The following is a 14,652-nucleotide window of genomic DNA, read 5'->3' on the forward strand; positions in this document are numbered from 1 at the left end:
GGTGCCGGGCTCATGGATGCGGAAGGGAAGTTCAGCATGCGCTTCGACGGAAAAGTGGCGATCGTCACCGGCGGCGCCCGGGGCATGGGTGCCACGCATGTACGGGAGCTGGTCGCGGAGGGCGCCCGGGTCGCCGTCTGCGACCTGCTGGACGACGAGGGGGAGGCCCTGGCCGGGGAACTCCGCCAGGCGCGGTACTGCCACCTCGACGTCACCGACGAAACGGAGTGGCGGTCCGTCGTCCGCACGGTCGAGGACACCCTCGGCCCCGTGGACATCCTGGTCAACAACGCGGGGATCATGCACTACGGCGGCGTGGAGGAGCAGTCGCCCGAGCACTTCCGCCAGATCATCGACGTCAATCTGGTGGGCGCCTTCCTCGGCATGCACACCGTCCTCCCCGGTATGCGCGAGCGCGGCCACGGGGCCGTCGTCAACGTCTCCTCGGCCGCCGGGATGACGGGTTTCGCCAATGGCATCGGCTATGTGGCGAGCAAGTGGGGGGTGCGCGGGATGACCAAGGCCGCCGCACTGGACATGGCCGGCACGGGGGTACGCGTCAACTCCGTACACCCCGGAGTCATCCGCACGCCCATGGGTGAGACCGCCTCACCCGAACGTTTCGCCCAACAGCCGGTGGCGCGCATCGGGGAGCCCGAGGAGGTCACCCGCATGGTGCTCTTCCTCGCGAGCGATGACACCTCCTACACCACGGGCGGGGAGTTCCTCATCGACGGTGGCCAGACCATCGGCCTCGGCGGCCATTCCTCCGCGGACTAGAGCGCGGCGTGGAGGCCTGCGGTCACCACGCCGACACCCCCTATACATCCTTGCGGACGGTCAGCAGGGAACCGATTCCGATCAGGCAGACCAGCATGACGAAGAACGCCGGGGAGAGCAGGTTCCCGGTCCGGTCGACCAGGAAGGCCGCGATGTACGGAGCCGTACCGCCCGCGAGGACGGTGCCGACGTTGTACCCGATCGCCATACCGGTGTAGCGGACCCGGCGTTCGAACAGATGCGGCCACAAACTCGCCGCCGGGACCTGCACGAACGCACTGCTCAGCATCAGGAGCAGATACGCCAGACCGGCCAGCGCCAGGCTCCCCTGGCCCATCAGCATCATCGCGGGGTAGGCGGTCACCAGGAAGCCCAGCAGCCCGCCCATCAGGACGCGCCGGCAGCCGAATCGGGCGGCGAGCCAGCCGGCCGGCACCATGAGCAGCACGGTGAAGAGCACGACACCCGCGGACAGCCAGTACACCAGCGTGGTGTCGTATCCCAGGTTGGTGGTCAGATAGATGCCGATGTACGTCAGCCCGAGGAAGATGGCGCCGCCCTGTGCCATGGCCAGGCCGACAGACTGCAGCAGCGCCGTACGGTGAGTGGCCAGCACCTCTCGGATCGGAGCCGGGGGGATGTCGGCGCGCTGTGCGGCCTCCTTGAATTCCGGGGTGTCCTCGATCCGTAGCCGGGCCCACAGGCAGAGGATGGTGAGCGGCACGGCCATCAGGAAGGGCAGCCGCCAGCCCCAGTCGGCCATCTGGTCCTTGGTGGTGAGGGCCGAGATCGCCCCGGCCGTCGAGGCCGCGAACATGAACCCGAGGTTGGACCCGATGGGCGTGACAGCGCCGAGGAAGGCTCTGCGCCGGGGTGGCGCCGACTCATAGATGTAGGTGTAGGCGCCGACCGACTCGCCGCCCGAGGAGATGCCCTGCACCAGTCGGGTGATGAACAGGAGCACCGCGGCGAACACACCGATCTGGCTGTAGGTCGGCAGCAGTCCGGTGAGGCTGCTGGCCACCCCCATGCACAGCACCGAGGAGACCAGCGCCTTGCGACGCCCCCAGCGGTCGCCGATCCATCCGAAGAAGACACCGCCGATCGGCCGCACCACGAGGCCCGTGGCGAACACCGCGAGCGCCGCCAGCGTCGAGGCCGCTGGATCGTCGCCCGGGAAGAACTGCGGAGCGATCGCCACGGCGAGATAGCCGTAGACGCTGAAATCGAAGTACTCGATCAAGGTGCCGATGCTCCCGGCGAGCATCGCGCGGCGCACCGTACGTGGATCGTACGACGCCGACTCCTCCCCCGGCGGCGCGGGCTGATGTGTGGTGCTCATGTTCCGGCTCCCTTCCTGGCGGCATGGTCCGGTCTCCTGCCGACGCCCGGGACGCTACAGAACTGAACTCAGTACAGCTAGCCGTCGAACAGGGTTTTCTCCGGGAGCCCGGCGGACGCCGTGGGCACGATCAGGCGCGCGGACCGAAAGGGCTCTATGTATGGGGCGCCCGACCTGCGGCCCAGACAGCGGTGGAGGGCCGCGCGGGACGGTCACCACAGCGACACACACCCGATCGGTTGAGGATCTGAATTGGATTCGGTTTACTCATAGGAAGCGGGCGCACCGCGTGCGACGTCCGCGCTTCAGACCTACAGGTAGGCAGTAGCCAAGCTCGGGAGTGCAACGTGCCCATCGGGTTCGAGATCGAGGAAAGAGTCGCGGAGATCGCGCGGCGCACCACCGAGTTCGTACGGGACGTGGTGATACCCGAGGAGCGGGCGTGTGACGGCGATGTCCATGCCGGGCCGGAGCCGCTGCGCCGCCGGCTTCAGGACGCGGCCCGCGAGGCGGGGGTGTTCGCCCCGCATATCGACGCCGAATGGGGCGGACTCGGACTGGACCTGCGCGGGCAGGCGGTGGTGTTCGAAGCGGCCGGGTACTCGCTGCTGGGGCCGCTCGCGCTCAACTGCGCGGCTCCCGACGAGGGCAACACACACCTGCTCGAGGTGGTGGCCACCAAGGAGCAGAAGGAGCGGTATCTGCGCCCGCTGGCGGCCGGCGAGACGCGCTCGTGTTTCGCGATGACCGAGCCGGCGCCGGGCGCCGGCTCCGACCCGCGCGCGCTCACGACGACCGCGACGAGGATCGACGGCGGCTGGCGGATCGACGGCCACAAGTGGTTCATCAGCGGCGCCGACGGGGCGGCCTTCGCCATCTGCATGGCCCGCACCAGCGGCGGCCCCGGCGACCCGGGTGGCGCGACGATGTTCCTCGTCGCCGCCGACAACCCCGGCATGAAGATCGTCCGGAATATCGACACTCTGGACCGGGGCCTCTTCGGCGGCCACAGCGAGATCGCCTTCGAAAGCTGCGAGGTCGGGGACGAGGCCGTGCTGGGCGAGGTGGACCAGGGCTTCGCGTATGCCCAGGTACGCCTGGGGCCCGCCCGCATGACCCACTGCATGCGCTGGCTCGGAGTGGCTCGGCGGGCACAGGACATCGCCCTGGAACGCGCGGCGGACCGTTCGGCCTTCGGCAAGCCGCTGGCCGAACTGGGCATGGTGCAGCAGATGCTGGCCGACTCCGAGATCGACATCGAGACCAGCCGGGCGGTGCTGTGGCGGGCCTGCTGGGAACTGGACCAGGGCCGCCCGGCCGCCCAGCACACCTCCATCGCCAAGACATACGTCTCCGAGGCGGTGCACCGGGTGGTCGACCGGGCCGTCCAGATATGCGGCGCGCTCGGCATCTCGGGGGACGCCCCGCTGTCGCGGCTGTACCGCGAGGTGCGTCCGTTCCGTATCTACGACGGCCCTTCCGAGACCCATCGCTGGGCCATCGCCAAGCGCGCGGTGCGGGCGGCACGGGAGCGGAGGGCCGCTCGGTGACCCTCCCCGGGACGACGCCGGCCGGCGTCGACGTGGCCGCGTTGCAGCGCTACTTCGAACGCCACGTACCCGAGTGCGCGGGCCCGCTCGAGGTCACGCTCCTGGAGGGCGGGCGCTCCAATCTCACCTACGCGGTGACCGATGGGACACACCGGTGGGTGCTGCGCCGACCGCCACTGGGGGTGCTGACACCGACCGCGCACGACATGGACCGCGAATACCGCGTCGTCGCCGCGCTCGCCGACACCGCGGTGCCGGTCGCCCGGGCCGTGCTGTCGTGCACGGACCCGGAGGTGATCGGAGCGCCGTTCTGCGTCGTCGGCTTCGTGGAGGGCACGGTGCTGCGCGACGGCGACGAGGCCGCCGTACTCCCGCCGGACGACGCGCGGCGCGCCGCTGACACACTGGTGGACACCCTGGTCACGCTGCATTCGGTGGACGCGGCCGCCGTCGGGCTCGGCGACTTCGGCCGGCCCGACGGCTATCTGGAGCGCCAGGTGCGGCGATGGCGTGGGCAGTGGGACAAGGTCGCCACGCGGAGCCTGCCCGACCTCGACGAACTGCACGGCAGACTGGCCCGCTCGCTGCCCGCGAGCGGCGCCCCGGCCATCGTGCACGGCGACTACCGCCTGGACAACGTCATCCTGGCACCCGCCGACTTCGGGCGGATCGCCGCGGTCCTCGACTGGGAGATGGCCACGCTCGGCGATCCCCTGGCCGACCTCGGGATGCTGCTCATGTACTGGGACCGGACCTGCGAACCGGTCCTCGCGGCGCGGCACGTCCCGACGGCCAACCCCGGTTTTCGATCGGGGCGTGAACTGGCCGAGCGATATGCCGAGAAGTCCGGACGGGACATCGGCGCCCTGCCGTATTACCAGGCCCTGGGCTGTTTCAAGCTCGCCGTCATCGCGGAGGGCATCCACGCCCGCTTTTCGGCGGGACAGACGGTCGGCACAGGATTCGAACGGGTCGGATCCGCGGTGCCCGCGCTGCTGCGCTCGGGGCTGGAGCTCCTGCCGTGACCACTGACACACAAGACGAAGGAGTGCCCGTGGGAGACCGACTGTCCGGACAGATCGCCCTGGTCACCGGCGCCACCGGCGGCATAGGAACCGCCGTCTCACGGCGGCTGGCCGCCGAGGGCGCCACGGTGGTGGTGACCGACGTGGACGCCGACCGCTGCGACCACCTGGCGGAGGAGCTGACGAAGGAGCCGGCGGCCGACGGAGCGCGGGCACTCGGCCTCGCGCTGGACGTGAGCGACGAGGAGGCGTGGCGCGGCGCGGTCGAGCGCGTGGTCTCCGAACTGGGCGGCCTGTCCGTGCTCGTCAACAACGCGGGTGTCGCCCAGATGCGCACCGTGGAGACGGAGACCCAGGAGTCATGGGACAAGGTCATCGCGGTGACCCAGGGCGGAGTCTGGCTCGGCATGAAGCACGGTGGCCCCGCGATCGAACGCTCCGGTGGCGGTTCGATCGTCAACATCGCGTCGATCTTCGGCACGGTGGGCGGCTTCGGCAGCCAGTTCTCGTATCACGCGGCGAAGGGCGCGGTCCGGCTGATGACGAAGAACGCCGCGCTGCACTGGGCGACGCGCGGCGTCCGGGTCAATTCGATCCACCCCGGCTTCATCGAGACCCCGCTCTCGCGGGAACTGTGGCAGGGCACACCCCGTCACACCGCGATGGTCGAGGGCACCCCCATGGGGCGGCTCGGCAGGCCGGAAGAGGTGGCGGGGGCCGTCGCCTTCCTCGCGTCGCAGGACGCGAGCTTCGTGACCGGCTCCGAGCTGTACGTGGACGGCGGCTGGACGGCGCGCTGACGGGGCGCTACCTGGCGTGTGGCGCCGTCGCGGTGGCGGTGTCCGCGGCGGTCAGTCCGAACACCAGGGCCGAGGCGATGCCGCCGGCGTAGGCGCGGTGCCACAGGCCACCGGTGTCCGACCCGGCCGCGAGGAGCCCGGGAAGCGGTTCACCGTCCCCGCGCAGCACGCGGGCCCGGTCGTCGACGCGGATCCCGTGAAAGGGAAAGGTGATGGCCGGTACCGTCTCGATCACGTAGTACGGCGGTTCGTCGAGCGGGAGGCGGTCCAGCTTCCGGCCGGGCACCGGCTCCAGCCCCGCCGCGGCGTGTTCGTTGAACAGCTTGACCGCGTCGCGCACGGCGTCGCCCCGGTACCCCCATTCCTCCGGGAGGTAGGCCAGTTCGTCGAGGTCTTCGGCGAGTCCCACACGGCCGCCCCGCTTACCGGCCAGAGCGAACTTGTCCACGGCGACCGCGCCCTCGACGTAACTGCCGACGACCCAGTCACGGAAGACCCGGGCGTCGGCGATGAGAAGGCCCCGGCCTTCGGGCTGCTCCAGCAGCGCCATGGCCGTGAGGTGGTCGCCCAGCGTCTCGTCGACGAACCGGTCGTTGTCCACGTTGAACAGCAGGGCGTGCTCGCTGTAGTAGAGCGACAGGTCGACGAAGTCCGCCGGGTCGGCGAAGGGGATGCCGCTGGGGATGAGATGGCCGTAGAAGCCCGCGTCATCGTGGCCGGTGGCGGCACCGGCCCCGGTGGCCAGACGGTAGCCACCGCCGCGGCTGAAGGGGTTGGAGCGGAGCCGCATGCCCCCGGCACGGGGGTGCACATGCGTGGCGCGGAGTTCGGTATCGCCCTGAAACCCGCCGGTCGCGATGAGCGTGGACCCGGCGCGCACCTGTGTACGGGTGCCATCGGCCAGTCGCAGCTCCGCCCCCGTCACGACACCGTCCTCGACCACCAGCCTTTCGGTGCACGTTTCCAACAGCAGCGCGCCACCGCCTCGGCGGATGGCTTGACGACAGGTGGCGACGTACTGATGGGTGTCGAATTGGTGCCCGCGGCCGAAATCGAGAACGCGCTGCGCGTCCTTGATGTCCACGCCGAGGGAACGGATCCATGAGATGCCCTCGGGGAACCGATCCACGAGGGCGCGCTTGAGCGCGGTGTCTCCATACGGATTGTGCTGGTCCATGATGTCGTGGCTCGGCGCGGTCCATGCGTAACCCGCGAAGAGCGCGGAACCGCCGACGTCCTTACCGATCTCCACGACCGTGACGGACAGGCCATTGCGAACCGCGCGGGCACCGGCGGTCAACCCCGCCATACCCGCACCGATGATGAGCAGATCGACTTCTTCCGCGCGCACGCGACTCCCCTCCGGTCATGGGACGACCATCTCAGCAAAACCGAATCCAGTTCAAAGAGCAAGCACGGGAACGAGATCAGCCAGCCAGAACCGGTATCACCATGACCGAAGTGGATTCGCTTGGCGAGGGTGTCAGCGGTAGTGGGCCGCCAGTTCGGCGATCGAGGTGAAGGTCTGCGTTCCGCCACTGCCGCCGATGACGCGGACGCCGTCACCGGTTGTGGTGTCGAAGTCGAAGACGTAGGTCTTGTTCGGGCCGGCGGCCGAGGAGGTCGGGTAGGACGGTGTGACGCGCTGGCCGGTGACATCGGTCCAGGCGCCGTCGCGGCGGACCTGGATCTTGGGTGGACTGCTGAACCAGCCGCCGTCGCCGAACATGGTGCCGGTGGTGTAGGCCACCTGGTTGAGGCGGTATGTACGTGGCCAGGTGTAGCCCCACCAGCTGGTCGGCTTGCGTTCGTCGTTCCAGTCGTCCTCGTTCTGGGCCGTGTCACCGTCGTTGTAGATCGCGCGACCGAAGTGGGTGGCGCGTTCGATGGGCACGGTGCCGGGTTCGCGGGCGAGGTTGCGGGAGGCGTCCGGTGGGTTGTCCGGGGTGGTGGGGGCCGAGGGGGTCAGGGACATCTTGCGCAGTGAGAAGGTGTACGCCCAGAAGTCGCCGTTCGGGTAACCGCCGCCGCAGGGGCAGACGTTGGACTGGAGCCACATCGACTTGCCGTCCGCGCTGATGTACTTCGACGGGATGGTGGTGGCGTAGCCGCCGTGCTTGGTGTGGGTCCAGGGGTAGCCGCCGAAGTCCTTGGGGGTGAAGTGCTTCCACGGGCCCCACGGCGTGGGCGCCTCGTAGAACTCGTAGGTGTACTCCGTCCAGGACGTGTAGATGTAGCGCTTCAGTGCCTTGTTGTAGACCACGCCGCCCTGGCTGATCACGCTGAGGTCCTTGACCCGGCCCGCGGTTCCCACGTTCTGGTAGACGCGGTGGTCGTCGTGGAGGACCGACACCCGCTGGTCGATGTCGGCGGACCACCGGGGGGTGCCGCCGCTGTCACCGGCGTAGAACTGCCAGGTGGAGCGGTCCATGATGGACGTGGCGGGCACTCGGGCCAGATAGAGGTCGGTGGGGTCCGGGTCGGGGTCGAAGGTGTCGCGCCAGTTGTAGTCCAGGCCGTAGGCGTAGACGTATCCGTCCGGGCTGTTCGCGTTGTCCTTGCCGTAGTCCAGGAACATGACCGTGGTGAACTTCTGGTCCGAGAACATCGGCTTGACCTTGTCCGATGTCCAGGTCTCGCCCTTGTCGGTGGACTTCACGACCGTCGCGCTGGGCGCGTTGTCCAGCGTGCCCTTCTTGAGGTCCTGCACGGCGAGATACAGATCGCCGTTCACGCAGACCATGCCGGTGGGCTTGCGGTAGTAGTCCTGGGGGGCGCCCCAGATCCGGCCGATGCCGTCGCCCGACGCCCGCTGGGCGCCTGCCAGGTTGCCGGGTGAGCCGCTGATCCGGGCCACGCCGATGTCCTGCCAGGTGTCGCCGAAGCCCACGCCGTCGCCGTACGCGGCGTACACGTTGTCGTCGTTGGACCAGCACGACGGCCACAGGTCGCCGTGCTCCTTGTTGTCGCCGATCGCGGGGGCGCCGATGGTGGCGCCGGGGGCGATGTCCACGGTGGAGAAGTAGTCGCTCTCCGGGGCGTTCGCGGCCTTGGTGCTGGTGGCGGCCGTGGTGGTGTCGCGCCCGGCGTCACGGGGGTGGCCGGTGCCCGCGCTGTCCGCCTGGACGGCGGGTACCGTCGCCATCGTCACGACGGCCAGCCCGGCCGCCAGGGTGATCAGGAGTCTGGATCGTCGCACGGTGTGCTCCTCGCGGGTGTCGGTGGCGGCGTCCTCAGGCGGCCAGGCCGTTGATCCGGTACTGCATCACCCGGTAGTTCTGGTCGTCGTACCACTGGCTCACGGCGATGTGGAAGTCGCCGAAGGTCGAGCCGGGGACGATGAAGCCGCCGTAGGGGTTGGCCACCGCGTTGCCGGACTCGTTGCCGGGAGTGGTGGGGACGATGAGGGTCTGCTCCGGGGTGGCGAACAAGTCGCTCGTCGGCAGGGGGAAGACCTGGGCGCGGATGTCCAGGGGCTCCATGTTCAGCCAGGTCAGGGCGTACTTCCCGGCCATCGCACGGAAGCAGATCTCACCGAACCGGCGCCGGGCGGTGATGGTGGTCGGGTAGTTGCCCCAGGCCCAGGCGCCGTTCGCGTAGCCCCACGGCTGGTACGCCGCCGGGTCGCCCAACCGGTCCTGCGGGACGCGGTGCAGCAGCAGGTCGGAGGGAACATCCCGGTTGAACACGCTGGACAGGACGTAAGCGTAGCCGTCGTCCGCCACCGCGTAGGTCTTCTGCTGGAACTGGCCGCCGTACTGGTCCCCGGGCCACTGGCACAGGTACTGCCACGTCTGGCCGTTGTCCGTCGAGCGCCAGAAGTCGGAGTGGTGGGTCTGGTAGAGGACACCCCGCATCAGGTGCATGTACATCGTGTCACCGACGGTGAAGACGTCCGACGGTATGGCGGTGGTGTTGTTCTCGTGGCCCTCCGGGACCAGGCCCACGGCCTGTGAACCGCCCACGCTGTCGTCGATGACGAGGGCGTTCAGGTCGGGGTGGCGTGCCCGCAGGCCCACCGGGGCCCGCCAGTTGGGGCCGCCCACGCCACCGCCGTCGAAGGTGTCGCCGCACACGAACAGCATCGTGCCGTCGGGGCAGCGGACGGGGATGCCGAGGTCGGTCCAGGGCGCGGCGAACCGGCCCGTCTCGGCCGGGCCGGTGAGGTTTCTGACCTTCGTACCGGTGACGGCGGTGGCGGCGGCGTTCGCCCGCGGCGCACCCGCCGTCAGCCCGGCCGCGGCCGTGGCCAGGCCCAGACCGGCGGCGAGCACCAGACGGCGGCCGGGGCCACCGGCGGTTTCGGCGGGCTCCCCACCCGCCATTCCGGCGGGGACGGGTTGTGATGAAGCTGCCATGTGCGACTCCTCGGAATCGTGCGCTGCTACGGCTACGTCTATGGCTGCGACTGCGGCTGGACCGCCACGTCTCCGCACAGATGCACCTCGACACCCAGCTCGGCGAAGAGCGCGGCCTTGGCGCGCAGCGCCTTGTCGGCGGTCGCCGCGTCGGGGGCGTAGGCCACGTTGAGGTGGTTGGCGCGGTGGCGGGCCATGAACTGGTCGCGGGTGACGCCGTGCAGGACCGCGTGCATGATCGGCCACTGGTGGTTGGTGGCGTCGAGCCGGCGCCGGGTCTCCTCCTCGGGCAGCTCGACCGAGGTGGCCCGCCCGAGGTCGACGTGCAGCCCGCCGTCCATCAGGAACACCCGCGACCAGACGATCTCGCCCGGCTTGGAGACACCGCTGAGGGTGCCGCCGCCGAGCGGGAAGAACATCGGGGGCTGGCGCATGCTGTACGACTTGTCGTAGCCGCCGTTGTGCGAGGCGGGCACCGATCCGGAGATCTCGAAGACCCAGACGAACCGGCCGTCGTATTCCTCGCCCCAGCGGATGTCGTGCAGTGTGGTGGCCGGGTCGAGGCCCATCGCCGTCCAGATGCGGTTGGTGACCAGGGAGTCCACGGCAACGCCCTCGTCCACCTCGTTGAAGTGCGGCAGCGGCGCGCCCGCGTACAGCTCGCGGGCGCCGTCGCGGCTCCGTACCGGCGGGCGCTGGACGTTGTTGAGCAGGCCCTCGGCGAGGTCGCTCGCCGGGACGGTGTCCTTCAGGCCCTGCTGGTACTGGATGCCGACCGCGTCGAGCCCGAAGTCGTCGGCGATGCGCACCGCGGCGATGTACATCTTGAACTGGCTGAGCAGCTGGGCGTCGGTGAGTTCGGTGGCCTCGTCGGTGCCGGTGTGGAAGGTCATCCCGGCCCGGTCGAGCCAGGCCCGGACCTCCTGGGCCTCCTCGTCGGGCACGTTCCTCATCTCGGCCACCAGGGCGCTCTGCGACAGGCGCTCCTTGTAGATGCCGAGCGGGTTGAGGAACTCGTCGTCGATGATGGCGTTGTACATGCCCATGCAGCCCTCGTCGAAGACGCCGATGATCGCCTTCTCCTCGCGCAGCTGCCGGGCGAGGGCCACGCCCAGCCCGGTCTCGGGGTCCGCCCCCGGCAGGGGCGGCAGGGGCCGGACATGGCTGGTGTCGTGGGTGAGCGTGCCGGTCTCCAGCCAGGTGCGCAACGACTCGCGTGCCCACTCGTCGGTGAAGTCGGCGCTCCACAGCACCGAGTAGTCGCGTCTCGCCTTGGTGAGGCTCCCGGCGAGGTTCAGCAGGCCGACCAGCCCGGGGAATTCGCCACTCCAGTTGGCCACCACCAGGATCGGGCCCTGGTGGTCGCGCAATCCGGCGAGGACGTGGTGGCTGTACTGCCAGACGGCCTCGACGACGATGAGCGGGGCGTCCCTGGGTATGCGCTTGAAGACCTCGATACCGGCGCGCTGGCTGTCGATGAACCCGTGCCCCTTGGCCTCGTCCACGGCGTGGCCTCGGTGGACCTTCCAGCCGAGGTCCGTGAGGGCCGCGGCGAGGTCGCTCTCCAGCTTCTCCTGGGTGGGCCAGCAGGTGACGTTGGCGGCGGGACGCAGGTCGCCACTGGCCACGGTGTGGACGGTGGCCGGCTCGGCGGCGGGCGGCCGGTGGAGCTCGGGCAGGGTGTACGCGGTCATGCGGTCTCCGTTGACGGTGCGTCGGTGATGGTGCGTCATTGGCGCGTGGGGGCGCTGAAGGCACTGGGGGTACTGGGGTGTGGCCGCGGACGCTGGGCCCGGGGGGCGCGTGGGCTCTCAGCGCTCCTGTAGTGCGGCCAGCGCGTGGACGGTCGCGGCGGTGTCCGGGTACAGCCGCCGGTAGAGGGCGTACAGCTCGTCGTAGCGCCCGGTGTGTTCGGCGCGCGGCGTCACCGTCTCGCGCACCGGGTTCCAGTCGTCGATGGAGGCGTCCCCGACGAGCTGGGCGGCCAGCAGCGCGTCGCCGTAGCCCGCGCCGATGGTGATGGTGCGCAACTCCTGTGGGCGGCCGGTGATGTCGGAGACGATCTGTGTCCACAGCGAACCCTGGGTGCCGCCACCAACGGCGACCACTCGGCGGATGTCGCCGCCGACCGCCTCGATGACCTCGATGTTCTGGCGGATGGCGAACCCGGTGGCCTCGAGTGCGGCCCGGTAGAGGTCGCCGCGGGTGTGGGACAGGGTCAGCCCGGCGATCACTCCGCGGGCGTCGGGGTCCATGATCGGGGTGCGCTCGCCGGAGAAGTACGGCAGCATCAGCAGGCCGTTGGCGCCGACGCCCGACTCGGTGGCCAGCGCGGTGAGTTCGGCGTGGTCGCCGTCGGCGAACAGGTCCTTCAGCCAGCCCGCGACCGCGCCGGAGGTGGCCATGCCACCGGCCAGATTCCGGGTCCCGGGCAGAGCGCCGACGGTGCCCCACAGGGACGGGCTGGTCAGCGGCCTGGGCACGGTGTGGATGAGGAACATGGTGGTGCCGTACATCAGCATCAGATCGCCGATGTTCTGCGCACCCACGCTCAGGGCCTCGGCCCAGGCGTCGATGGTGCCGGTGGTGACGGGGATTCCGGCGGGCAGGCCGGTCGCCGTGGCGGCCTCGGGGGTGAGGGCGCCGGCCGCCTCGCCGGGCCAGCGCAGCGGCGGCAGTTCGATCCCTGGGGCGACCTCGGCGGCCCAGGGGGCGTACCACTCACCGGCGAGCGTGTCGTACAGCGGGGTGCACTGGCTGGCCGAGTGGTGGTCCAGGACGTAGTTTCCGGTGAGCTTTCCGACCAGCCAGGAGCTGGGCATGTACAGGCGCTTGGCCCGCGCGTAGAGCTCGGGTTCCTGCTCGGCGATCCACGCGATCTTGGGCCCGGCGGCCTGGGTGGTCAGGGCGGAGCCGCCGCGGCGGATGATCTCGTCGGCGCCCAGCCGCGCCTCGATGCGCTGGATCTGGTGTACCGAGCGGGTGTCCACACCGTAGAGCACGGCGGGGCGCAGCGGGGCGTCGTGTTCATCGGTCAGCAGGACGCAGGGCCCCATGCCGCTGACCCCGACGGCGACCACGGTGGTGTCGTCCGCGGCGGTCAGCTCGCGGGCCAGTTCGGTGAACTCGCGCCACCAGACGGCGGCGTCCATCTCGAAGTGGCCGGGACCCGGTCTCGCCGGAGTGTGCTCCCGGGTGGCCGAGCGGATCAGTGCCCCATCGAGACCGACGAGGACGCCCTTGGTGCTCGAGGTGCCGATGTCCACTCCGATGACTGCGTTGCGAGGCATGGCGAGCACGCTGACAGAAAACGATTTCAGCGTCAAGGGAGACCACGCGAATGGCCTTGCCCTGGCGAAAAGCCATATCAGCCGCGCGCGTCGGCACCCCGCGATCGACCGCATGTCTCACCCCTTGACACCCCTTGGAGCCCGCTCTACTTTGCGGTGAAATGGATTTCAGACGTGCTGCGCCGCACCGCCGGTGACGCCGTTCTCCGCGCGCCACGGCGCCTCTTCCGGCCCATCGGCGCGCGTCCCGTACCCCACCCATGAGGGCAAGACACGATGACGACCTTTGGACTCGACGGCATCTCCCGCAGGACGCGTGCCGTGAGCCGTTCCATCAGCGCCGAGAACATCACCGGCGCCAAGTCGGGTGGCGGCCGCGCCACGGAGGGCACCGGAGCGGTGGCGGCGAGCAGGCTGGGGCCGGGCTGGAAGATCTCCCCCAGCATCGACATCGCCCCCGGCACGACGGCCGTGCTCGCCGACATCGAGGGTCCGGGCACCATCCGCCACCTGTGGTGCACCACCGATCCGCACCGGGCCTGGCGGGGCGCCCTGCTGCGGATGTACTGGGAGGACGAGGAGGAACCGGCCGTCGAGGTCCCGCTCGGTGACTTCTTCTGCAACGGCTGGAACACCTTCAGCCAGGTCTCGTCCGTCCCCATCGCCGTGAACCCCAACGGCGGCTTCAACGCGTACTGGCCGATGCCGTTCCACCGCAGGGCACGGATCACCCTGGAGAATGTGACCGCCGAGAAGGTCACGCTCTACTACCAGGTGGACTACGAGCTGGACGAGGTCGGGGACGACGCCCTCTGGTTCCACGCCCAGTGGCGCCGCAGCCATCCGGTGCCGTACGGCGAGGTGCACACGCTGCTCGACACGGTCACCGGCGCCGGCGGCTACGTCGGCACCTATCTGGCCTGGGGTGTCAACAGCCCCGGCTGGTGGGGCGAGGGCGAGCTGAAGTTCTATCTCGACGGTGACGACGAGTTCCCGACGCTCTGCGGCACCGGCACCGAGGACTACTTCGGCGGCGCCTGGAACTTCGACGTCCCCGGCCAGGGCTACACCGCGTACACCACCCCGTATCTGGGCCTGAACCAGATCCTGCGCCCGGACGGGCTGTACAGCAGCCAGCAGCGGTTCGGGATGTATCGCTGGCACGTCCTGGACCCCATCCGCTTCTCCGAGGATCTGCGCGTCACCGTGCAGAGCCTCGGTATCGGCCCGGGGCAGGGCAACGGGCTGCCGCACCGCTACCGGCACACCAGCGATGACATCGCCAGCACCTCGCTGTTCTACCTGGACGCCCCGTCGTCCGCGTCCCGCCCGGCCACACCGGACCTGCTCACGCTCGAAGTCGACTGACGAGAAGCTCGACTGACGAGAAGCTCGACTGACGAGAACGTCGACTGACGACAGGTTGGCTGACCGGAAGCCGGCTGACGGGAAGGCGCCTGAGAGGCCCGCCCGCCCCGGATCCGTACGTCCCAGCACCCACCCCCCA

General features: G+C 69.8%; 11 protein-coding genes. 5 read left to right on the forward strand and 6 right to left on the reverse strand.

Going from position 1 to position 14,652, the window contains the following annotated elements:
• The first annotated feature begins 36 nt into the window (after positions 1-36).
• Entirely contained in the window at positions 37-780 is a 744-nt protein-coding gene (locus ACMTAK_RS10100; RefSeq protein WP_413805894.1) for an SDR family oxidoreductase, read from the forward strand.
• Positions 781-820: 40 nt separating this feature from the next.
• Here the strand turns inward: ACMTAK_RS10100 and ACMTAK_RS10105 are convergent, their stop codons facing one another.
• Positions 821-2,122, reverse strand: a complete 1,302-nt coding sequence (locus tag ACMTAK_RS10105) for an MFS transporter (protein WP_413805895.1) — start codon at positions 2,120-2,122, stop codon at positions 821-823.
• A gap of 347 nt (positions 2,123-2,469) precedes the next feature.
• On the opposite strand from ACMTAK_RS10105, the gene ACMTAK_RS10110 reads away from it, so the two are divergent.
• Genes ACMTAK_RS10110 through ACMTAK_RS10120 form a run of 3 tightly spaced genes read left to right on the forward strand, consistent with a single transcriptional unit; the run spans position 2,470 to position 5,497 of the window.
• On the forward strand, positions 2,470-3,672 hold the full coding sequence (locus tag ACMTAK_RS10110; RefSeq protein ID WP_413805896.1) for an acyl-CoA dehydrogenase family protein: 1,203 nt from the start codon (positions 2,470-2,472) through the stop codon (positions 3,670-3,672).
• Positions 3,669-4,697: a phosphotransferase family protein gene (locus ACMTAK_RS10115; RefSeq protein WP_413805897.1), complete on the forward strand. Its 1,029-nt coding sequence runs from the start codon at positions 3,669-3,671 to the stop codon at positions 4,695-4,697. Before ACMTAK_RS10110 ends, ACMTAK_RS10115 begins: the two co-directional genes overlap by 4 nt.
• Before the next feature lie 29 nt (positions 4,698-4,726).
• Positions 4,727-5,497, forward strand: a complete 771-nt coding sequence (locus ACMTAK_RS10120) for an SDR family NAD(P)-dependent oxidoreductase (RefSeq protein WP_413805898.1) — start codon at positions 4,727-4,729, stop codon at positions 5,495-5,497.
• 7 nt (positions 5,498-5,504) lie between these two features.
• Here the strand turns inward: ACMTAK_RS10120 and ACMTAK_RS10125 are convergent, their stop codons facing one another.
• From ACMTAK_RS10125 to ACMTAK_RS10145, 5 genes are all read right to left on the reverse strand, one after another.
• Positions 5,505-6,848 (reverse strand): FAD-dependent oxidoreductase, encoded by a 1,344-nt coding sequence (locus ACMTAK_RS10125; RefSeq protein WP_413805899.1) that lies wholly within the window; start codon positions 6,846-6,848, stop codon positions 5,505-5,507.
• 132 nt (positions 6,849-6,980) lie between these two features.
• The gene (locus tag ACMTAK_RS10130; protein WP_413805900.1) at positions 6,981-8,696 is read right to left on the reverse strand and encodes a hypothetical protein; all 1,716 of its coding nucleotides are present in this window, start codon (positions 8,694-8,696) and stop codon (positions 6,981-6,983) included.
• Between the two features lie 34 nt (positions 8,697-8,730).
• On the reverse strand, positions 8,731-9,822 hold the full coding sequence (locus ACMTAK_RS10135) for a DUF4185 domain-containing protein (RefSeq protein WP_413812843.1): 1,092 nt from the start codon (positions 9,820-9,822) through the stop codon (positions 8,731-8,733).
• Positions 9,823-9,893: 71 nt separating this feature from the next.
• Positions 9,894-11,549, reverse strand: coding sequence for a fucose isomerase (locus ACMTAK_RS10140; RefSeq protein ID WP_413805901.1), 1,656 nt, complete (start codon positions 11,547-11,549; stop codon positions 9,894-9,896).
• 117 nt (positions 11,550-11,666) lie between these two features.
• Positions 11,667-13,145: an FGGY-family carbohydrate kinase gene (locus ACMTAK_RS10145; RefSeq protein WP_413805902.1), complete on the reverse strand. Its 1,479-nt coding sequence runs from the start codon at positions 13,143-13,145 to the stop codon at positions 11,667-11,669.
• Between the two features lie 276 nt (positions 13,146-13,421).
• Here ACMTAK_RS10145 and ACMTAK_RS10150 point away from each other — a divergent pair, with 276 nt between their 5' ends.
• Entirely contained in the window at positions 13,422-14,513 is a 1,092-nt protein-coding gene (locus tag ACMTAK_RS10150) for a glycoside hydrolase family 172 protein (protein ID WP_413805903.1), read from the forward strand.
• The last annotated feature ends 139 nt before the right edge of the window (positions 14,514-14,652 follow it).

Origin of the sequence: Streptomyces lacaronensis (assembly GCF_047337785.1) — a bacterium.
GTDB classification, from domain to species: Bacteria; Actinomycetota; Actinomycetes; order Streptomycetales; family Streptomycetaceae; genus Streptomyces; species Streptomyces lycopersici.